This is a genomic window from Pseudomonas sp. NPDC088368 (assembly GCF_044753445.1).
Taxonomy (GTDB): Bacteria; Pseudomonadota; Gammaproteobacteria; order Pseudomonadales; family Pseudomonadaceae; genus Aquipseudomonas; species Aquipseudomonas bambusae.
The window spans coordinates 56,709-76,709 of record NZ_JBIVNG010000013.1; the positions used below are offsets into that span (position 1 = coordinate 56,709).

At 60.9% G+C, this 20,001-nt stretch carries 19 protein-coding genes; 13 read left to right on the top strand and 6 right to left on the bottom strand.

All coding sequences use genetic code 11. From position 1 onward, the window contains the following. Nucleotides 1-156: 156 nt before the first annotated feature. Entirely contained in the window at nucleotides 157-1,677 is a 1,521-nt protein-coding gene (locus ACIQAL_RS26035; protein WP_401150462.1) for an aldehyde dehydrogenase family protein, read from the bottom strand. Between the two features lie 297 nt (nucleotides 1,678-1,974). Between ACIQAL_RS26035 and ACIQAL_RS26040 the strand changes: the two genes are divergently transcribed. From ACIQAL_RS26040 to ACIQAL_RS26055, 4 genes are all read left to right on the top strand, one after another. After that, nucleotides 1,975-3,894 (top strand): sigma-54-dependent Fis family transcriptional regulator, encoded by a 1,920-nt coding sequence (locus ACIQAL_RS26040; protein WP_401150463.1) that lies wholly within the window; start codon nucleotides 1,975-1,977, stop codon nucleotides 3,892-3,894. 374 nt (nucleotides 3,895-4,268) lie between these two features. Continuing rightward, a complete protein-coding gene (gene mpl, locus ACIQAL_RS26045; protein ID WP_401150465.1) occupies nucleotides 4,269-5,618 on the top strand; it encodes a UDP-N-acetylmuramate:L-alanyl-gamma-D-glutamyl-meso-diaminopimelate ligase in 1,350 nt (449 codons plus the stop codon). Next, entirely contained in the window at nucleotides 5,615-6,244 is a 630-nt protein-coding gene (ubiX, locus tag ACIQAL_RS26050; RefSeq protein WP_166597464.1) for a flavin prenyltransferase UbiX, read from the top strand. Before mpl ends, ubiX begins: the two co-directional genes overlap by 4 nt. Continuing rightward, entirely contained in the window at nucleotides 6,237-6,527 is a 291-nt protein-coding gene (locus ACIQAL_RS26055; protein ID WP_166597465.1) for a YceK/YidQ family lipoprotein, read from the top strand. The genes ubiX and ACIQAL_RS26055 overlap by 8 nt, the downstream gene beginning before the upstream one ends. Before the next feature lie 160 nt (nucleotides 6,528-6,687). Here the strand turns inward: ACIQAL_RS26055 and ACIQAL_RS26060 are convergent, their stop codons facing one another. The 3 genes from ACIQAL_RS26060 to ACIQAL_RS26070 all read right to left on the bottom strand — a co-directional run bounded on the left by ACIQAL_RS26060 (nucleotide 6,688) and on the right by ACIQAL_RS26070 (nucleotide 9,732). Further along, nucleotides 6,688-7,329, bottom strand: coding sequence for an oxidoreductase (locus ACIQAL_RS26060; protein WP_401150467.1), 642 nt, complete (start codon nucleotides 7,327-7,329; stop codon nucleotides 6,688-6,690). Nucleotides 7,330-7,441: 112 nt separating this feature from the next. Beyond that, on the bottom strand, nucleotides 7,442-9,136 hold the full coding sequence (locus ACIQAL_RS26065) for a C13 family peptidase (protein WP_401150468.1): 1,695 nt from the start codon (nucleotides 9,134-9,136) through the stop codon (nucleotides 7,442-7,444). Nucleotides 9,137-9,276: 140 nt separating this feature from the next. Beyond that, nucleotides 9,277-9,732, bottom strand: coding sequence for a MaoC family dehydratase (locus ACIQAL_RS26070; protein ID WP_401150470.1), 456 nt, complete (start codon nucleotides 9,730-9,732; stop codon nucleotides 9,277-9,279). Nucleotides 9,733-10,047: 315 nt separating this feature from the next. On the opposite strand from ACIQAL_RS26070, the gene ACIQAL_RS26075 reads away from it, so the two are divergent. From ACIQAL_RS26075 to ACIQAL_RS26085, 3 genes are read left to right on the top strand one after another with little or no spacing between them, the layout of a single operon-like run. Further along, nucleotides 10,048-10,410: a CidA/LrgA family protein gene (locus tag ACIQAL_RS26075; RefSeq protein WP_166597469.1), complete on the top strand. Its 363-nt coding sequence runs from the start codon at nucleotides 10,048-10,050 to the stop codon at nucleotides 10,408-10,410. After that, nucleotides 10,407-11,123, top strand: coding sequence for an LrgB family protein (locus ACIQAL_RS26080; RefSeq protein ID WP_401150471.1), 717 nt, complete (start codon nucleotides 10,407-10,409; stop codon nucleotides 11,121-11,123). Before ACIQAL_RS26075 ends, ACIQAL_RS26080 begins: the two co-directional genes overlap by 4 nt. 24 nt (nucleotides 11,124-11,147) lie before the next feature. Beyond that, on the top strand, nucleotides 11,148-11,738 hold the full coding sequence (locus ACIQAL_RS26085) for an LON peptidase substrate-binding domain-containing protein (RefSeq protein WP_341961733.1): 591 nt from the start codon (nucleotides 11,148-11,150) through the stop codon (nucleotides 11,736-11,738). A 32-nt stretch (nucleotides 11,739-11,770) separates the two neighbouring features. On the opposite strand, the gene ACIQAL_RS26090 is transcribed toward ACIQAL_RS26085, so the two are convergent. After that, entirely contained in the window at nucleotides 11,771-13,087 is a 1,317-nt protein-coding gene (locus tag ACIQAL_RS26090) for a bifunctional DedA family/phosphatase PAP2 family protein (protein WP_401150473.1), read from the bottom strand. A 3-nt stretch (nucleotides 13,088-13,090) separates the two neighbouring features. Continuing rightward, entirely contained in the window at nucleotides 13,091-13,774 is a 684-nt protein-coding gene (locus ACIQAL_RS26095) for a DNA-3-methyladenine glycosylase (RefSeq protein ID WP_401150474.1), read from the bottom strand. Between the two features lie 232 nt (nucleotides 13,775-14,006). Between ACIQAL_RS26095 and ACIQAL_RS26100 the strand changes: the two genes are divergently transcribed. From ACIQAL_RS26100 to rodA, 6 genes are read left to right on the top strand one after another with little or no spacing between them, the layout of a single operon-like run. Next, nucleotides 14,007-15,281 carry a glutamate-5-semialdehyde dehydrogenase gene (locus tag ACIQAL_RS26100; protein WP_401150476.1) on the top strand — a complete coding sequence of 425 codons (1,275 nt, stop codon included), beginning with the start codon at nucleotides 14,007-14,009 and terminating at the stop codon, nucleotides 15,279-15,281. Nucleotides 15,282-15,324: 43 nt separating this feature from the next. Further along, nucleotides 15,325-16,008, top strand: coding sequence for a nicotinate-nucleotide adenylyltransferase (nadD, locus tag ACIQAL_RS26105; protein ID WP_371928602.1), 684 nt, complete (start codon nucleotides 15,325-15,327; stop codon nucleotides 16,006-16,008). A 17-nt stretch (nucleotides 16,009-16,025) separates the two neighbouring features. After that, nucleotides 16,026-16,454, top strand: a complete 429-nt coding sequence (gene rsfS / locus ACIQAL_RS26110; RefSeq protein WP_166597475.1) for a ribosome silencing factor — start codon at nucleotides 16,026-16,028, stop codon at nucleotides 16,452-16,454. Nucleotides 16,455-16,463: 9 nt separating this feature from the next. Then, nucleotides 16,464-16,931, top strand: coding sequence for a 23S rRNA (pseudouridine(1915)-N(3))-methyltransferase RlmH (gene rlmH / locus ACIQAL_RS26115; protein WP_166597476.1), 468 nt, complete (start codon nucleotides 16,464-16,466; stop codon nucleotides 16,929-16,931). A 31-nt stretch (nucleotides 16,932-16,962) separates the two neighbouring features. After that, the gene (gene mrdA / locus ACIQAL_RS26120) at nucleotides 16,963-18,864 is read left to right on the top strand and encodes a penicillin-binding protein 2 (protein WP_401150478.1); all 1,902 of its coding nucleotides are present in this window, start codon (nucleotides 16,963-16,965) and stop codon (nucleotides 18,862-18,864) included. A 31-nt stretch (nucleotides 18,865-18,895) separates the two neighbouring features. Beyond that, complete coding sequence (rodA, locus tag ACIQAL_RS26125) at nucleotides 18,896-19,999, top strand: rod shape-determining protein RodA (protein WP_166597533.1); 1,104 nt, start codon at nucleotides 18,896-18,898, stop codon at nucleotides 19,997-19,999. Nucleotides 20,000-20,001: the final 2 nt, after the last annotated feature.

Sequence of the window (20,001 nt, forward strand, 5' to 3'; positions counted from 1 at the left end):
TGTGGGAGCGAATTCATTCGCGAAAAATTGTTTGGCCGATGGAGGTTTATCGACTGTACCGCCCTTTCGCGAATGAATTCGCTCCCACAGGAGAGTGACGCGGCGTGATAAAAAACGGCCTCCGAAGAGGCCGTCATTTGAAGCGCTATTGCCGAATCAGAAGAAGCCCAGCGGGTTGATGTCGTAGCTCACCAGCAGGTTTTTGGTCTGTTGGTAGTGCTCAAGCGCGACTTTGTGGGTTTCGCGGCCGACGCCGGATTTTTTGTAACCGCCGAACGCAGCGTGTGCCGGGTACAGGTGGTAACAGTTGGTCCACACGCGACCGGCCTTGATGGCGCGGCCTACGCGGTAGGCGCGATTGATGTCGCGGGTCCACACGCCAGCGCCCAGACCAAACTCAGTGTCGTTGGCGATGGCAATGGCTTCTTCTTCATCCTTGAAGGTGGTCACGCTGACCACTGGGCCGAAGATTTCTTCCTGGAACACGCGCATGGCGTTGTTGCCTTTGAGCAGCGTCGGCTGGATGTAGTAGCCGGTCGCAAGCGAGCCTTCCAGCTTCTCGACCTTACCGCCGGTCAGCAGCTCGGCACCTTCGCCCTGGGCGATTTCGAGGTAAGAAAGGATCTTGTCGAATTGCTGCTGCGACGCCTGTGCACCGACCATGGTCTCGGTGTCCAGCGGGTCGCCACGTTTGATCTTCAGGACTTTCTTCATCACCACTTCCATGAACTGCGGGTAGATCGACTCCTGAACCAGGCAGCGGGAAGGACAGGTGCAGACTTCGCCCTGGTTGAAGAACGCCAGGACCACACCTTCTGCGGCTTTGTCGATGAATTCCGGTTCGGCTTTCATCACGTCTTCGAAGTAGATGTTTGGCGATTTGCCCCCCAGCTCCACGGTGGACGGAATGATGCTGTCCGCCGCCAGTTTCATGATGTGCGAGCCAACCGGGGTCGAACCGGTGAACGCAATTTTCGCGATGCGTTTACTGCTGGCCAGGGCTTCACCGGCTTCGCGGCCAAAACCTTGCACCACGTTCAGCACGCCTTTCGGCAGCAGGTCGCCGATCAGCTCCATCAGCACCGCGATGCCCAGCGGGGTTTGCTCGGCAGGCTTGAGCACGATGCAGTTACCGGCGGCCAGGGCTGGCGCGAGTTTCCAGGCGGCCATCAGCAGCGGGAAGTTCCACGGGATGATCTGACCGACCACGCCCAGCGGTTCATGAATATGGTAGGCCACGGTGTTGCCGTCGATTTCAGCAGCGGTGCCTTCTTGCGCACGCAGAACACCCGCGAAATAACGGAAGTGGTCGACCGCCAGCGGGATGTCGGCGTTGAGGGTTTCGCGCACGGCCTTGCCGTTGTCCCAGGTTTCGGTCACGGCCAGCAGTTCAAGGTTCTGCTCGATGCGGTCGGCGATTTTCAGCAGGGTCAGCGAGCGTTCCTGAACGGATGTCTTGCCCCACGCATCGGCAGCGGCGTGGGCGGCATCCAGGGCTTTGTCGATGTCTTCGGCAGTGGAGCGAGGAAAGGTTGCGATCAGCTTGCCGGTGATAGGCGAGGTGTTTTCAAAATACTGGCCTTTGACCGGCGGCACGAATTCGCCACCGATGTAATTGCCATATTGGGACTTGAAGGTAACGATCGAGCTTTCAGTACCGGGATGGGCATAACGCATGGTTAATATCTCCTTGCTCTTGTGATTGTGTGGGGATAACGCGCTGCTTGCGCTTATGGAAAGCGTAGAGCAAAGCGCGGGCCATTGCCGTCTGGTGCCCGGTTTATAAGGGTTTGGTCGGAAAATCAGTGACTTGGTAGCGCTTCCTGTTTCGATTGCGGCACAGCATGCGTGACACTCTGTATCGAATGTGGGACAGCCGAGGGGTTTGCGCCTTTGGAAGCATTGCAATGGCTTCGGGCGAAGAGGATGCTGGTTCGCAACTCCCCAAGCGCTCACCTTGGAAGAAGAATAAAAATGCACAGCAATCATTTCGCTCGCCACGCCCAGCAAGTTCTGACAGTCGCCCAGGGTAAATCCCACCATCGTTACGGCCCTGGCGCCGACCCCTCCATCGCCCGCTCTTGGGTACGTTGCCTTGAGGACTATCACCTCGACCCTGCCCAGGCGATGGCGCCGACGGTGCTTGAGCACGCCCGTGTGCTGGAAAGTCGTGAGCGTTTGCAGCAGGTGCTGACCATCGCGGGCGGCGAGATGAACAGCCTCCATCAACAACTCTCGGGCGGTAATGCCGTGCTGTTGACTGACGCGCGCGGTGTGATCCTCAACTGCGTGACCGAACCGGGCGAACGCAAGATTTTCGAGCGTGCGGGGCTTTGGCTTGGCGCGGACTGGAGCGAAGCGCGAGAAGGCACCAATGGCATCGGCACCTGTCTGGTCGAGCGGCAATCGGTGACCATTCATCGCGATGAGCATTTCCGCGGTCGTCACACCGGCCTGACCTGCTCCGCCAGCCCGGTGTTCGATCCCCATGGCGAATTGCTCGCTGTTCTCGACGTTTCGTCAGCGCGGCACGACGTCTCGCGGCAAAGCCAATTTCACACCATGGCGCTGGTGAACCTGTCCGCGAAAATGATTGAAGGCAATTATTTCCTGCGCCATTTCGATGATCAGTGGCTGTTGCGTTTTCATTTGCAGGCCGGATCGGTCGGGCTGTTCAGCGAAGGTCTGCTTGCGTTCGATGGCGAGGGACGGGTCAGCGCGTTGAACCAGAGCGCGTTGAACTTGTTGAGTCTGGCCCGTACCGAGCTGGTCGGTCAGCCGGTGGAGGCGCTGTTCGATTGTTCTCTCGACGAACTGATGAGCCGCGCGGCACCCGATGCCACTGCCAGTTGGCCGTTGCGTATGCGGGATGGGCGCGGATTCTTCGCCGTGCTGCGTGGGCAATCTCGGCCTGAGCTGAAAGCGCTGTCGACGCCTGTTGTGACCAAAGCCGTCGCGCAACCTGCATTGAGCGGAATTTGTCTGGGGGACGAAGGGCTACGGACCCACTTTCGTCGGGCATTGAAGGTCTTCGAACGGGACGTGTCGCTGTTGATCAATGGCGAAACCGGCTCCGGCAAAGAGGCGTTTGCGAAGGCGGTGCATCAGGCCAGTCTGCGTTCGGACAAACCTTTCGTGGCGTTGAACTGCGCAGCGATCCCGGAAAGCCTGATCGAAAGCGAGCTGTTCGGTTATCGCGGTGGCAGCTTTACCGGCGCGCGCAAGGAAGGCATGCGCGGCAAGCTGCAGCAGGCGGATGGCGGCACGCTGTTTCTCGATGAAATCGGCGACATGCCCGTGTCGCTGCAAACGCGCCTGCTGAGGGTGTTGGAAGATCGGCTGGTGGTGCCAATTGGCGGCGAGCCGCAGCCTGTCGATGTGCGAATTATCAGCGCGACCCACCGGAATCTGCTTGGGCGTGTGGAAGACGGCAGCTTTCGAGAAGACCTTTATTACCGCCTGAACGGCCTGGAAATCGCACTACCGGCTTTGCGTGAGCGCAGTGACAAAGCGCAGTTGCTCGACTTCTTGCTGGAAGAAGAGGCGGGCGGTCATCCGGTTCAGATAGAGGCCGAGGCGAGGAACGCCCTGCTGGGCTTCAACTGGCCAGGCAACGTGCGGCAAATGCGCAATGTGTTGAGGACGTTGGCGGCGTTGTGCGAAGACGATGTCATTGGCTTTGAAGATCTGCCTGCGGTCATTCGGCAAGGCGTTGTACAAACGAAGGCTGAAACTGACGACACCCCCGAATCTCCGCTGGACTGCGCCGAGCGTTCAGCCCTCATCGCCACCCTCGAAGCCCAACGCTGGCACATGACCCACGCGGCGCAGGAGCTGGGCGTGAGCCGCAATACCTTATATAGAAAGCTGCGCAAGCATGGGATTACCCGGTAAGCGTTGAAACGGAATCGGGCAATTTGTCTGCTTCTGCCGAAGGCGTGGGAGTTGGCTTGCCTACGATGTGACGCGCAGCGGCAGTAAAATCAGCCAAGCCGGTATTTCAGGCAGTCCGCGTCCGCAGGGTTACGACTGCTACGCAGCCGATCGCAGGCAAGCCAGCTCCCACGCCTTCGGCAGAAGCGGATCATGGCGTTGTGGCTGCTGGCCGAAGACTGTGGGAGCGCCACCCCGGCACTCTGACGGTCTCCGGCCAGAATCAACAGCCATGCGCGGCGGCAGATGGCGTGTATTCCCTGTCGATTCCGAATTGCCCTGTGCGAACCGACCCTCTCTACGCTAACCTGCGCCCATGTTTTAAGAGGTTGGTCATGCACATTCATATTCTGGGTATTTGCGGCACGTTCATGGGGTCGCTGGCGGTGCTCGCCAAGGATCTGGGCCATAAAGTCACGGGCTCCGACGCCAACGTCTATCCGCCGATGAGCACGCAGCTCGAAGCGCAGGGCATTGAGTTAATGCAGGGTTACGACCCTTCCCACCTCGATCCCGCGCCGGATCTGGTGGTGGTCGGCAACGCCATGTCGCGGGGCAACCCGGCTGTCGAATACGTGCTGAACAAAGGCCTGCCGTACGTTTCCGGCCCGCAATGGCTGGCCGATCATGTGCTGCGCGGTCGCTGGGTGTTGGCGGTTGCCGGGACCCACGGCAAGACCACCACCAGCAGCATGCTCGCCTGGGTGCTGGAACACGCGGGCATGGCGCCGGGCTTTTTGATTGGCGGCGTGCCGCAGAATTTTTCCGTGTCCGCCCGTCTGGGGGACACGCCATTCTTCGTGGTTGAAGCCGACGAATACGACAGCGCCTTCTTCGACAAACGCTCAAAGTTTGTCCACTACGGCCCGCGCACCGCGATCCTCAATAATCTTGAGTTCGATCACGCTGATATCTTCCCGGATCTGCCCGCCATCGAGCGTCAATTCCACCACTTGGTGCGTACGATTCCGAGTGAGGGCCTGGTCATTCATCCGACCACTGAGCCAGCGCTTGAGCGCGTGATCAAAATGGGCTGCTGGACCCCCGTGCAAACCACTGGGCAGGGCGGTCAATGGCAGGCGAAGCTGCTGAGCGAAGACGGCTCGAAATTCGAAGTGCTGTTCGAAGGTGTCGCGCAAGGCGTAGTCGATTGGGGCATGACCGGCCAGCACAACGTGGCCAATGCCTTGGCAACATTGGCGGCCGCGCGCCATGTCGGCGTCGTGCCGCAGCAGGGCGTCGAAGCCCTGAGCGCGTTCGAGAGCGTGAAGCGCCGGATGGAAAAAGTCGCCGAAGTGCGTGGCATCACCATTTATGACGACTTTGCTCATCATCCGACTGCTATCGCCACCACGCTGGACGGCCTGCGCAAGAAAGTCGGCGACGCGCCGATCATCGCCATCGTCGAGCCCCGCTCCAACTCCATGAAGCTCGGCGCGCATCGCGACGGCTTGCCAGAAAGCGTCGATCAGGCTGATCAGGTGGTCTGGTACGCCCCGGCCAATCTGGGCTGGGACCTGGCCGCAACCGCTGCGCTGTGCACAACGCCGTCGGTCGTCTGCGACACGCTGGACGCCATCATCGAGCGCGTGAAGAGCCAGGCTCAGCCCGGCACTCACGTGGTGATCATGAGCAACGGCGGCTTCGGCGGCCTGCACGGCAAACTGGCCGAGGCGCTGAAATGAGCGGCCCGGAGCGCATCACGCTGGCCATGACCGGTGCGTCCGGCGCGCAATACGGGCTGCGTTTGCTGGATTGCCTGGTGCGCGAAGACCGCGAAGTGCACTTCCTGATTTCCAAGGCGGCGCAGTTGGTAATGGCGACTGAAACCGACGTCACGCTGCCGCCCAAGCCGCAAATGATGCAGGCGTTCCTGACCGAATACACCGGCGCGGCCGACGGTCAGATTCGCGTGTATGGCAAGGAAGACTGGATGTCGCCGGTGGCGTCTGGCTCGGGTTCGCCTGCTGCGATGGTCGTGGTGCCGTGTTCGACCGGCACGTTGTCGGCCATCGCCACCGGCGCCTGCAACAACCTGATCGAACGCGCCGCCGACGTGACCCTCAAGGAGCGCCGCCAGTTGATTCTGGTGCCTCGCGAGGCGCCGTTTTCCAGCATTCATCTGGAGAACATGCTCAAGCTGTCGAACATGGGCGCAGTGATTCTTCCGGCGTCGCCTGGCTTCTATCACCAGCCGCAGACAATCGATGATCTGGTGGATTTCGTCGTGGCGCGGATTCTCAATCTGCTGAACATTCCTCAAGACATGCTGCCGCGTTGGGGCGAGCATCACTTTGGCGCCGATGAATAAGAAACTGTTTGTCCTCACCCTCGGGTTGGTCATGGCGACCGGTTGCTCGACCGTTCGCACGCTGGACGCCAATCAACCGGGCGCGCCGGTGGTGTATTCCGGCACTCGGCTGGACCTGTACGCGATTAAAGGCGGGTGCTGCGAAAAGGACCGGTTCGGCGCCGAAGCCCCGGAATACCCGATGCTGGACCTGCCCGGCAGTGCGTTGCTGGACACCGTGCTGTTGCCGTTGTCCGTGCTGACGGCGCTGGGCGTGGGGTATGGGGCGACAGGCGGGTTGTAGTTCTGCTGTTGGCCTGCGGATGACCTGTGGGAGCGAATTCATTCGCGAGACGGTTTGACATCCAATGAGTCTCTATCGGATGTACCGGCCCCTCGTCGGGATGCTGCCCAGAATGAATTCGCTCCCACAGGGTGATGTGCGTGCTTTGATAAGGGCGCAGTTATTTGCCCAACCGCCGCAATTCATCCGACTCCACAATCCGCACGCCATCCTGCTCTTCCAGCGCCAGACGCCACAGCGCGCGAGCCAGATTGCACGCTTCGATGCCGCCGTATTTGCCCGGAATCAACTTGGCGATGGGCGCTGCCAGTTGTTCCACCAGACGTTGATCTTCACGTTCGCCAATCAACAGGGAAGGGCGGGCGATGGTCAGTTGCGGCCAGTTCTGGTCCTTGAGCGCTTCTTCCATTTCGCCTTTTACGCGGCTGTAGAAAATGCTCGATTCAGGGTCGGCATTTACCGCGCTGATCACCAGCAAATGACGCGCGCCGAGTTCGCGGGCGCGCCGTCCGAAGGCGACGACCATGTCCATGTCCACCGCCCGGAAGGCGTCCTGCGAACCGGCTTGCTTGATCGTGCTGCCCAGGCAGCAGAAGGCGATATCGACCCGACCGCCCAATTGGGCCAGCAGGGAGGTGAAATCACCGACAGGGTTTTCCAAGTGGGGATGCTCAGCCAGCGGTCTGCGACTGGGGGCCAATACGCGGCTGACAGTGGGTTCGGCGAGCAGACGGTCGAGCAAGTGTTCCCCCGTCAAACCCGTCGCTCCGGCAAGCAGGATGTGTTGCGGCGTCAAGTACATGGTCGTTCTCCCTTGATACGCCACAAGCATAGGCGCTCTAACGGAACAGACTGCGCAGCGACCGGGCTGGTTTCACAAAAGCCGTGAAATATTCATCCAGACTGCCTGACCGTTAACGTTTGACGGTATTCAACGCCCGCTCTGCCTGGCTCTTGCGCAGCTTCTGCCAGTGGGCGATGACGCCTTTTGGCGCCCAGATCTGCGGTTCGGAGGCTTCGAAGTTTTCTTCGATTTCCCGCTGCGCGACGATGGCTTTGGCGCTGTCGAAGGCCTGTTGCAAATCGTCGGTTTCCACCAATGCCTTGCCGAACAGCGCTTCGCCGAAGTATGTGAAATCGGCCTCCTCCGAGCAGCCAAACGACACGCGATCTTCCCGTGAGGCGGTGATTACCATGGTTTTGTCGTCTTTGATCGCGGGAATGAAGCCGCCGGAATAGCAGGCCGACACGACAACCACCTTGTCACGATTCTTCAACGGCGCCAGGAGCCCTGCCATTTCGTTCGCAGGCAAGTCCGACAGCTCCAGTCGCGGCTGATCCAGCACCAGTTCGTGCTCGTGGGTGCCGTGGCTGGTGAGGTAAATGAAGATCAAGTCTTCAGGGCCGCTGCGCTGCGCGAGGGTTTGCACGGCGCGGGAGATGTTCTCGCGGGTGGCCATTGGACGGTCGGCCATGTGGTCGCGGTGGTTGACCAGCTCGATCTGCCCAAACGCGCCGAAGCGGGAGGCCAGCAGTTTGTTGACGTAATCGGCTTCGCGCATGAACACGCTCTGCTTCCCGTCGCCGCCCACCACCAGGCTGTACAGCTCGACGGCAGGTGTTGAGGCCGGAACCGCCGCCAAGGCTTTGTCCAAAAGCGGGCCTTGGGCGAGCAATCCCGTTTCCAGAGGATCGGGCAGCAGCTTGCCCATTGCATCGCGCACGCGCTGGCCGTTGGACCAGGTGCCGCTTTGTACACTGCCGTCCGCCGAAGTCAGCACGCCTGGGCCTTGGTAGTTGTCGTTGTCGAATCGGCCCACGTAGACGCTACCGTCAGGGAGCTGCAAACGGCCTTCGCCCGCGAAACGCCAGTTTTGAAACTGGCCCTGATAGTTGGTGCCGTCAGCGCCGATCAACTCGCCCTTGCCCGAAAAGGCGCCATCCTTGAACTGCCCGGACCACACGTCGCCATCGGCGTTTTCGTAGCGGCCGCGTCCGTTCAATTGGTTGTCGTGAAAGCCCCCGACGTACTGGTCGCCATCGGCGCTGGTGAAGTTGCCGACGCCCTGCAACTGGCCGTTGACGAACTTGCCGCTGAACTGATTCCCGGCGGCATCGCTGCGCTGGCCTTCGCCGTTGGGTTTGCCGTGGGCGAATTCGCCTTGATATTCGCTGCCGTCTTCCAGCACGAGATGACCCGGCCCGTCGTACAGGTCGGCTTTGAACTGACCGCGATAGCTCATGCCGTGCTCTTTGAGCGTGCCTTCGCCGTCACGGCGCCCCAGTTTGTAGCCGCCTACGTAGCTGCCCGCGCTGGTGGTCAACTGACCCGGACCTTGAAACAGTCCATCCTGAAAGCCGCCTTTGTAGACGTCGCCGTTGCTGGCGTGCCACTCGCCCTGGCCGTTCCACTGACCGTTCCTGAACTCCCCGGCGTACCAGCTGCCGTTCGGGTAGTCGATGCGGCCCTTGCCTTGCAACACACCATTGATCACCTCACCACGATAGCGACCGCCATCGGGCAGGCGTGCGTCAGGCGGCAATATCGATTCGCCGTCACCGCATGCGGTAATCAGAAGGGTCAGTGCCAGGGGGGCAAGCGCGCGCATGGTAAATCCCGAAAAAGAGGTATTTCGGCGTGATCGGACCGCGAACTTGTGTCCAGTCGCTCACACAGCCGCGCCGAGTATGCCGCAGCCGGGAAGCGTCATGAAACAGTCAGTTACGACTGTTTCATGTTTTGTGAGGTTTATACGAAGCAGAGCGACAGCGGTTCAGCAATGAAGGCAGGCTTGTCCTGACCTTCGATTTCCAGCGTTGCGGTGGCTTTGAGCAGCCATTGGCCGGGCTTCTTCTCGGTGACTTCAGCGAGGGTAACTTTTAGACGAACGCGCGAGTCGACTTTCACTGGCTGAATGAAACGAACGCTGTCCAGCCCATAGTTCACCGCCATTTTCATGCCTTCGGGCATCACCAGCAGCGACTCCATCAGTTTCGGCATCAGCGAGAGTGAAAGGAAACCGTGGGCGATGGTCGACCCAAACGGCGTCTGCGCGGCCTTGACCGGATCGACGTGAATGAACTGAAAGTCGCCGGTGGCTTCAGCGAACAGGTTGATGCGCGCCTGGTCGATCCGCAGCCAGTCGGAACTTCCCAGTTCCTTGCCTTCATAGCTCTTCAGTTCTGCAACGGGTACATAGGGCATCGATACTCTCCTTGTGGATCGGTGGTGTTTTTCAATCTGACGCGGCGACCGGCGCTTTTATTGCTTCACTCTTTAAGAGTCGCAGCTGATTTTGTAGGAGTGAGCTTGCTCGCGATGGCAGTTTGGTTGTGAAGCATCTGTCGAAAGATGTTCCGTTATCGCGAGCAAGCTCACTCCTACAGGGATGATGTGCTCCGGGCTAAAGATCAGCACGCCGCCCGAGGTTGGTCAAGAATCCTGCACCCCGCGAATACCGTCCCATAGGCCGGTGGGCGGCGTGCTTATAATGTTGCCGCGAATTGGCTGGAGTTTTTTATGTTGTTGAGAGGCCTGACATGGCTGGTGCTGTTCCAGTTGGTGGGAACCGCGTTGAATCATTTGTTTCTGTCGATACTGCCGGGGCCGATCATCGGTCTGGTGCTGTTGATGACGTACCTGATGATCCGGGGTGAGGTCAGCGAACCCATCAGCCTGGCCGCCAGTAGTCTGCTGCGCTATTTGCCTTTGTTGCTGGTGCCGCCCGCCGTGGGCGTCATGGTCTACGCCAGTCAGATCGCTGACGATTTCTGGGCCATTGTAGGGTCGCTGGTGTTGTCGTTAATGATCTCGCTCACGTTTGCGGGCTGGCTGATGCAGAAACTCATTGACCGCCAGTCCGCGCGCCGGGAGCCATCATGAATCTGGATTGGCAAGGCGCCTGGCTGTCAGTGATTCACCACCCGCTGTTCGGCATCGCGATCACCCTGGGGGCCTATCAGCTGGTGCTGGCGGGTTATGAGAAAACCCGTTGGGTCTTTTTGCAGCCGGTGCTGGTGTCGATGATCGTTGTCATTGGCGTGCTCGTCGGTTGCGACCTGGAGTACGTTGAATACCGTAAAAGCACCGAAATCCTCAGTATCCTGCTCGGCCCCGCCACGGTGGCGCTGGCGGTGCCGCTGTACTTGAATCTGCGGCGGATTCGGCAGTTGTTCTGGCCGGTCTTGACTACGCTGGTGATTGGCGGCGTGGTGGCGACCGGTTTGTGCCTGTTGATCGGGCGGGGGCTGGGAGCCAATCACATGATCCTGATGACCATGGCGCCGAAGTCGGTCACCTCGCCGATTGCCATGCTGGTGGCCGAGCAGATCGGCGGCGTGGCGGCGCTGGCAGCGGTTTTCGTGTTGATCACCGGCGTCATTGGAGGCATATTCGGCCCGGGCCTGTTGACCCTCGCGGGCGTGCACAGCCCTGAAGCGAGAGGCATGGCGTTGGGGCTGACGGCGCACGCGGTCGGCACCTCGGCCGCATTGCAGGAAGGCGAAGAGTGCGGGGCCTTTGCGGCGCTCGCCATGAGTTTGATGGGTGTCGCCACGGCGCTGTTCCTGCCGCTGGCGGTGTCTCTGGTTGCTTGAAGATGGGTGCTTGAGGATAGGTCTATGTCGTTGCCGCTGTTTCCGCTGAACGCCGTGCTCTTTCCGGGGTGTGTACTCGATTTGCAGATTTTCGAGGCGCGCTACCTGGACATGATCAGCCGCTGCATGAAGCAGGGTGAAGGCTTCGGCGTGGTGTGCATCACCGAGGGCAGTGAAGTCGGTGACGTGCCCGAAGGATTCTCGCAGGTCGGTTGCGAAGCACTGGTGACTGACTTTCAACAACAGGACAACGGCTTGCTGGGCATTCGCGTAGTGGGCGGTCGGCGTTTCCGCGTTGTCAGCGCCGAGGCCCAGCGCGACAACCTGTTGTTGGCGGACGTCGAGTGGCTGGAAGAGCCGCAGGACAAGCCATTGCAGGAAGAAGATGACGATCTGGTCGCGTTGCTGGCCGCTCTGGCCGAGCACCCGATGGTGGCGGCATTGAACATGGGGCTCACGGCCAGTGGGCAGCAATCATTGTCCAACCAGTTGGCGTACCTGCTGCCGTTCGCGGAAGAAGACAAGATCGAACTCCTGGAAATCGACGACGCCGAAGAGCGGCTCGATGCCATCCAGGATCTGCTCGATGAGATGCAGGGAGACATGCAGGCCTGACTTACATGCACTCCTACATGTTCAGCGGTGCGTCAGTACTCGTACCTGACCAACCCATGGGTCAGCGAATGCGCCGCAAACCCACCTAACACCAGAACGATCGCTGGCAATATCAACCACCACACCCGCAACGGCAGCGCAGGCAACGACTGTTTGTTCTGCACGAACGCCAGGCTCGTCGCGCAGGTAAAAAACGCCAGCAGCATCCCCGCCAGCACATCCGTAGGCCAGTGCACGCCCAGATAAACCCGCGACACGCAAATCGACGCCGCCGGGATCACCCCCAGCGCCAGCCACGTCAATCGCAATCGCGCCGGTTGCCCGCGACCCGCCAGCACGGCCAGCGTCATGAACAGCGCAAACGAAGCCGAGGCATGTCCGCTGGGCATGCTGTACGTCACCAGCGGTTCGGCAAGGACCTCGGGGCGGGCGCGAGCGAAGGTGTTTTTCATGGTCTGGTTGAGGATGGCCGCACCCAGCGTCGTCGAGCAGGCGAAGATCGCATGACGCCACTGGCGGGTGGCCATCAGAATGAGCAGCAGCACGGCAGCCGCACAGAACTGGGTTCTGAAATCCCCCAAGCCAGTTACCAGCACCACGAAGTTTTCCGCGGCGGCGCTGCGATGCTCCTGCACCAATGTCATGACGCCTTGGTCGAGGTGCGCCAGATACGGCCAGCCGAGAAAGACCGCGGTCAGCAGGATCAAGCTGAGCACGGCGATCAGCCGGATGGCGTAGGGCTTGCCTTGCACGCTGGCATGAATGGCGACCCCCAGCGACACCGCCAGCGCGGCAGCGACCACGCCGGCCTCGGGCCAGAAGCCTTCCGGCAGCGGCAAGCGAAAGGCTGCCCCGGTCGCCCAGCCGGGCAGGATGTACGCCACCGACCAGCCCGCCGCCGCGATGACGCTGACGGCCGCGAAGCGCACGAACGGCATGTCGCACATCCCGGCCACCATCGGCAGCATGGGGCGCAATGGACCAATGAAGCGACCGACCAGAAGGCTTGCGATGCCGTAGCGCTGGAAGTAGGTCTCCGCCCCCGCGATCCATTCGGGGTGGTGCCTCAGCCCCGGAAGCCGTCGAATGTTCTGGTGGAAACGTCGCCCCAGAAAATAAGAAATGAAGTCACCCAGCAAACCGCCGAGGAAACCCAGCAGCAGCGCTTCGCTCAGGGGCAGGATGCCACTGCCCGCCAACGCGGCGATCGCAAACAGCGCGACGGTGCCGGGCACGATGATTCCGGCAATGGCCATGCATTCGAGAAACGACACGAGAAAGACCGCCGCGCCCAGCCAGGAGGGGTTGGCGCTCAGCCATGAAGTAATGCCGTCGAGCCATGAGCCCATGGGTCAGTTTCCTTGCTCGATGATGAAGTAGTCGCGGCCTTCGACTTGGCCACGTCGTAACGGGTTCCGCGTGCAGAAACGCGCGTACGCGGCATCCACGAAGCGGTACATCAGGTGTTCGTCTCGACCGGAGGGAATCCCGAGGCGAGTGGCCTGGATGATGCGCTCAGGCGGCTGGCCCACGTCTTCCACGAAAATCTGCTCGTGATCGAAGCGCTTGCCGTCCCACATCGGCACTTTCAGACCCAGTGCCTTGCACAACAGCGTCTGCCCCGCGCACAGACGCTCAGGTGCTCGCAGATTGCCGCTGGCGTCGGGGTTGTTCAGCTGCATCTGCGCGAGGCTGTTTTCATCGGAGAAGGCGTCGACCCACGGATAGGCCGATTTGATCAGCACGGCGTTGCCTGGCCCCCCGGCGCTGAAGTTCAGCGAATCGCCACCCCTCGCGTAATACATATAGATGTGGCCGCCATCCAGAAACAAAGCCTTACGTTTTTCTGTGTAGCCCAAGGACGCATGGCTGCCTTTTTCCTCCAGGTAATAGGCCTCTGTCTCTATGATGCGTGCCGACAGCCACAACTCGCCGACCTTGTGCCGAACAACCTTACCCAGCAAATCGCGGGCGAGGGTCTGGGCATCGCGGTTGAAGAAGCTGTCGGGCAAGGCGCGGTGGGCGTGATCGGGCATGGGCGGGCAACGTGAAGGTGTGGCTGGCGATGATAGCAACCCCGGCCTTAATTGCAGCTGAATGGCTGCACGCCGTTCTCGCACATTGATCGTTCCCACAGAAGCTCCGGAAACCGAGTGCATTTCTTCAACAAATCCGGCGTATTTCGACCATCCGCCTGTCGCCGCTGTCGTTCGTCACGCCCGACAGCTATAATCGGCCGCTTTCTTCTCTGCCAAGACCTCTGAGACCATGACTGAGTCCGTTCTTGACTACATGACCCGTCTGGGTCGCGCCGCCCGCGAAGCTTCGCGCGTGATCGGCCGCGCCAGCACCGCGCAGAAAAACCGCGCCCTGGCCTCCACCGCCGCCGCGCTGGATGCTGCCCGCGACGAACTGACCGCTGCCAATGAGCAGGATCTGGCGGCTGGTCGCGCCAACGGTCTGGAACCCGCTCTGCTTGAACGTCTCGCCCTGACCCCGGCTCGCATCGACAGCATGATCGCCGGTTTGCGTCAGGTCGCCAGTCTGCCGGACCCGATCGGCACCATTCGTGACATGAACTTTCAGCCATCGGGCATTCAGGTCGGCAAGATGCGCGTTCCACTGGGCGTGGTCGGCATCATCTATGAGTCGCGCCCGAATGTGACCATCGACGCCGCCAGCCTGTGCCTCAAGTCCGGCAATGCCACCATCCTGCGCGGCGGCTCCGAGGCCATTCACTCCAACCGTGCCATTGCCGCCTGCATCCAGCGCGGTCTCGATGAAGCCGGTCTGCCTGCCGCCGTCGTGCAAGTCGTCGAGACCACCGACCGCGCTGCCGTGGGCGCCCTGATCACCATGCCGGAATACGTGGACGTCATCGTTCCCCGTGGCGGCAAGGGTTTGATCGAGCGCGTCAGTCGCGATGCCAAAGTACCGGTCATCAAACACCTGGATGGCATCTGCCACGTCTACGTCAGTGCCCACGCAGACCTCGCGGCCGCCCAGCGCATTGCATTCAACGCCAAGACCTATCGCTACGGCATCTGCGGTGCGTTGGAAACGCTGCTGGTCGATCAGGCCATCGCCGCTGATTTCCTGCCGCAAATGGCTGCCCAGTTCCGCGAGAAAGGCGTCGAACTGCGCGGTTGCGAGCGCACCCGTGAGCTGATTGAAGCCATCCCCGCAACCGAAGAAGACTGGCACACCGAATACCTGGCCCCGATCCTCTCGATCCGCATTGTGACCGGGCTGGATCAGGCCATCGAACACATCAACCACTACGGCTCGCACCACAGCGACGCGATCATCTCCGATTCTCAGGCTCAGACCCGTCGTTTCATGGCCGAAGTCGATTCCAGTTCGGTGATGATCAACGCGCCGACCAGTTTTGCGGACGGTTTCGAATACGGCCTTGGTGCGGAAATCGGGATTTCCACCGACAAGATTCACGCGCGTGGCCCGGTCGGTCTTGAAGGCTTGACGTGCGAGAAGTACATCGTGGTGGGCGACGGTCGTCAGTTGCGCGGGCAGGGGCCTGCCTGACTTGGCCGACGTTCGGCAGCACGCAGGCAATGATGCGAACGCTGTGGCCGAGCCTGCCGGAGAAGGGGTTTCCGTCCCACGCACGCCGAGACGTATCGGGATGCTGGGCGGGACGTTCGATCCGGTGCACATCGGTCATTTGCGCGGCGCACTGGAAGTGGCCGCGTTGCTTGAACTCGATGAGTTACGCCTGACGCCCAGCGCCAGGCCGCCTCATCGCGACACGCCCAGTGTGTCGGCGCAGGACCGTCTCGCGATGGTCCAGAGTGCTGTCCAGGGCGTTTCGCCATTGACGGTGGATGACCGCGAACTGTTGCGGGACAAGCCGTCGTACACCATCGACACGCTGGAATCGATGCGCGCTGAACTGGCCGTCGATGATCAGCTGTTTTTGTTGCTGGGATGGGATGCCTTTTGCGGGCTGCCCACCTGGCATCGTTGGGAAGAGTTGCTGGAGCACTGCCATATCGTGGTGCTACAACGCCCGGACGCCGACAGCGAGTCGCCGGACGCCATGCGTAACCTGCTGGCGGCGCGCGCAGTCAGTGACCCGAAAGCCCTGAAAGGGCCTGGCGGACACATTACATTCGTCTGGCAGACGCCGCTTTCGGTGTCTGCCACCCAGATCCGCCACCTGCTGGCCAGCGGGAAGTCGGTACGTTTTCTGGTGCCAGACGCAGTACTGGCCTACATCGAGGCACACGGGCTGTACCGTGCGCCCAATTGAAACTGAATGAGTTTTTTATGACACAGCAAAAAATCACCCTTTCCGGCGAAACGCTGGTTGAACTGGCCAAGGCTGCGCTCGAAGACGTCAAGGCCCTGGACATCCTGGTCATCGACGTCAAGGACAAGCACAGCCTGACCGACTACATGGTGATCGCCACCGGTACGTCGAACCGTCAGATCAACGCGATGCTCGACAAGGTTCGCGAGAACGTTAAAGCCAAGGGCGCGCAGCCTCTGGGCGAAGAAGGCAAAGGCGAGAGCGACTGGGTGCTGCTCGACCTGGGCGACGTGATCGTACACATGATGACCGCCGCCGCTCGTCAGTTCTACGACCTGGAACGTCTATGGCAGGGTGCCGAGCAAAGCCGTGCCGCCAGCGCTGCACACCACAGCCCGGAGACGCCGCACGAGCACTTCGACAAGCTCAGCAAAGACCAGAACTAAGGGTTCGTTGTGCGCCTGCGTCTGATTGCTGTCGGTTCACGCATGCCCAAGTGGGTGGAAGAGGGTTGGCACGAATATGCCAAGCGTCTGCCATCCGAGCTGGCCCTTGAACTGGTAGAGATTCCGCTCAACACCCGAGGCAAGAACGCCGACGTGGCACGCCTGATCCGTCAGGAAGGCGAGGCCATGCTGGCGAAGGTGCAACCGGGTGAGCGGATCGTCACGCTTGAGGTTCACGGCAAGCCGTGGAGCACCGAGCAGCTGGCAACGGAGCTTGATCGCTGGCGACTGGATTCGCGCACGGTCAACCTTATGGTGGGCGGTCCGGAAGGACTGGCGCCAGAGGTGTGCGCCCGCGCCGAGCAGCGTTGGTCGTTGTCGCCGTTGACGTTGCCGCACCCGTTGGTGCGCATCCTCATCGGTGAGCAGATTTATCGTGCCTGGACGGTGTTGTCCGGTCACCCTTATCACAAGTAGCGCTGCTGCCTTCACTGTGAACACGCCCTAAATGTCTCAGCCGATTCGCCTGAAAGACCACGAAAAGGACGCACGCCTTGTGCGCAACCGGGTCGTGGTCGGTGCCGTGATCGTGATCGTGCTGATCTGCGTGCTGGTGGCGCGTCTGTATTTTCTGCAGGTCATTCAGTACGAGTATCACTCGACGCTGTCGGAAAACAACCGGGTGCATGTGCAGCCGATCCCGCCAAGCCGCGGGCTGATTTTCGACCGCAACGGCGTGGTCATCGCCGACAACCGGCCCAGTTTCAACTTGAGCATGACCCGCGAACGCTCTGGTGGTGAATGGGCCAAGGTGCTCGACACCATCGTTGAGGTGCTGGAGCTGACGCCGGATGACCGGATCATCTTCGAGAAACGCATGAAGCAAGGGCGTCGGCCATTCGAGCCTGTGCCGATTCTGTTTGAGTTGACCGAAGAACAGATCGCCCGCATCGCCGTGAATCAGTTCCGCCTGCCAGGCGTCGAGGTGGTCGCGCAATTGATGCGCCACTACCCGCAGGGCGCGCACTTCGCGCATTCGGTCGGCTACATGGGCCGGATCAACGAGAAAGAGCTGAAAAGCCTCGATTCGGTGAATTACAGCGGCACCCACCACATGGGTAAGACCGGCATCGAACGTTTCTACGAGCCGGAGCTGCACGGTCAGGTCGGTTACGAGGAAGTCGAAACCAACGCCCGTGGCCGGGTGCTGCGCGTGCTGAAGCGTACTGATCCGGTGCCAGGCAAAGACATCGTCCTGAGCCTCGACATTCAACTGCAGGAAGCCGCTGAAGCCGCATTGGCCGGACGTCGCGGTGCGGTCGTGGCGCTGGACCCGAACACCGGTGAAGTGCTGGCAATGGTCAGTCAGCCGAGTTTCGACCCGAATCTGTTCGTCACCGGCATCAGTTTCAAGGCCTATTCCGAACTGCGGGACTCGGTGGACCGTCCGCTGTTCAACCGTATTTTGCGCGGCCTGTACCCACCGGGTTCGACCATCAAGCCCGCCGTGGCCATTGCTGGCCTGGACTCCGGCGTCGTCACCGCCAGTACGCGGGTGTTCGACCCCGGCTACTACATGCTGCCGAACTACGATCACAAATACCGTAACTGGAACCGCACCGGTGACGGCTGGGTCGATCTGGACACCGCGATCATGCGGTCCAACGACACCTATTTTTATGACCTCGCCCACAAGGTCGGTATCGATCGGCTGTCTACTTACCTGAACAAGTTCGGCATCGGGCAAAAGGTCTCGCTGGACATGTTCGAGGAATCGCCGGGCCTGATGCCGTCCCGCGACTGGAAACGCATCACCCGCCGCCAAGCCTGGTTCCCGGGCGAGACGCTGATTCTCGGGATCGGTCAGGGCTACATGCAGGCCACCCCGCTGCAACTGGCGCAGGCGACCGCACTGGTGGCGAACAAAGGTAAGTGGAACCGTCCACATTTGGCCAGGACCATCGAAGGCCAGAAGCCAGTGGATGAAAACCCGATGCCTGACATCGTGCTGCGCGATCCGTCCGACTGGGCGAAGGTCAATCACGGCATGCAACAGGTCATGCACGGTGCTCGCGGCACCGCACGCAAAGCCGCGGTTGGTGCGCAATACCGCATTGCGGGCAAGAGCGGTACGGCCCAGGTCGTGGCCATTCGTCAGGGCGAAAAATACGACCGCTCGAAAGTGCAGGAGCGTCACCGCGACCACGCCTTGTTCGTGGGCTTTGCGCCTGCCGACAACCCGAAAATCGTTGTGGCGGTCATGATTGAAAACGGTGAATCCGGCTCCGGCGCCGCGGCTCCCGTGGTGCGACAGGTCATGGATGCCTGGCTGCTGGACCCGCAAGGTCGTCTGAAACCTGAATACGCCGCCAACACACAGCCTCCGGAGACCGCGGCCCGTGAAGAGTAATTTCGACCGCATCCTCTCCAGCGAAGACGTGATGCGCCGACGCGCCACGTTCTTGCAGAAAATCCATGTCGATGGCCCGCTGCTGATCCTGTTGCTCACGCTCGCCGCTGGCAGCCTGTTCGTCCTGTATTCCGCCAGCGGCAAGAGCTGGGACCTGTTGATCAAACAGACCACGTCGTTTGGTATCGGGCTGGTGTCGATGTTTGTCATTGCCCAACTGGAGCCGCGTTTCATGGCGCGCTGGGTGCCGATTGCCTACGTCCTCGGCGTGCTGTTGCTGGTGGCGGTGGACGTGATGGGCCACAACGCGATGGGCGCGACCCGCTGGATCAACATTCCGGGGGTCATCCGCTTCCAGCCGTCGGAATTCATGAAGATCATCATGCCGGCGACCATCGCCTGGTACCTGTCCAAGCGCACGCTGCCGCCGCACTTGAAGCACGTCGCCGTGAGCCTCGCGCTGATCGGCCTGCCGTTCATTCTGATCGTGCGCCAACCGGACCTCGGCACGTCGCTGCTGATTCTGGCGTCCGGGACGTTCGTGTTGTTCATGGCGGGCTTGCGCTGGCGCTGGATCATCGGCGTGATCGCGGCCGCCGTGCCAGTGGCCGTGGCGATGTGGTTCTTCTTTATGCATGACTACCAGAAGCAGCGAATCCTCACGTTCCTCGACCCGGAGAGCGACCCGCTGGGCACCGGCTGGAACATCATTCAGTCCAAAGCCGCCATCGGTTCGGGGGGCGTGTTCGGTAAAGGCTGGCTGCTCGGCACCCAGTCGCACCTGGACTTCCTGCCTGAAAGCCACACCGACTTCATCATCGCGGTACTGGGTGAAGAGTTCGGCCTGGTGGGGATCTGCGCGCTGCTGCTGATCTATCTGTTGCTGATCGGTCGCGGGCTGGTGATCACTGCGCAAGCGCAGACGCTCTACGGCAAGTTGCTCGCGGGCAGCCTGACCATGACGTTTTTTGTTTACGTTTTCGTCAACATCGGTATGGTCAGCGGTCTGCTGCCGGTCGTGGGGGTGCCGTTGCCCTTCATTAGTTACGGCGGAACTTCGCTGGTGACGCTGCTGTCAGCGTTTGGGGTTTTGATGTCGATCCATACCCACCGCAAGTGGATCGCTCAGGTTTGATT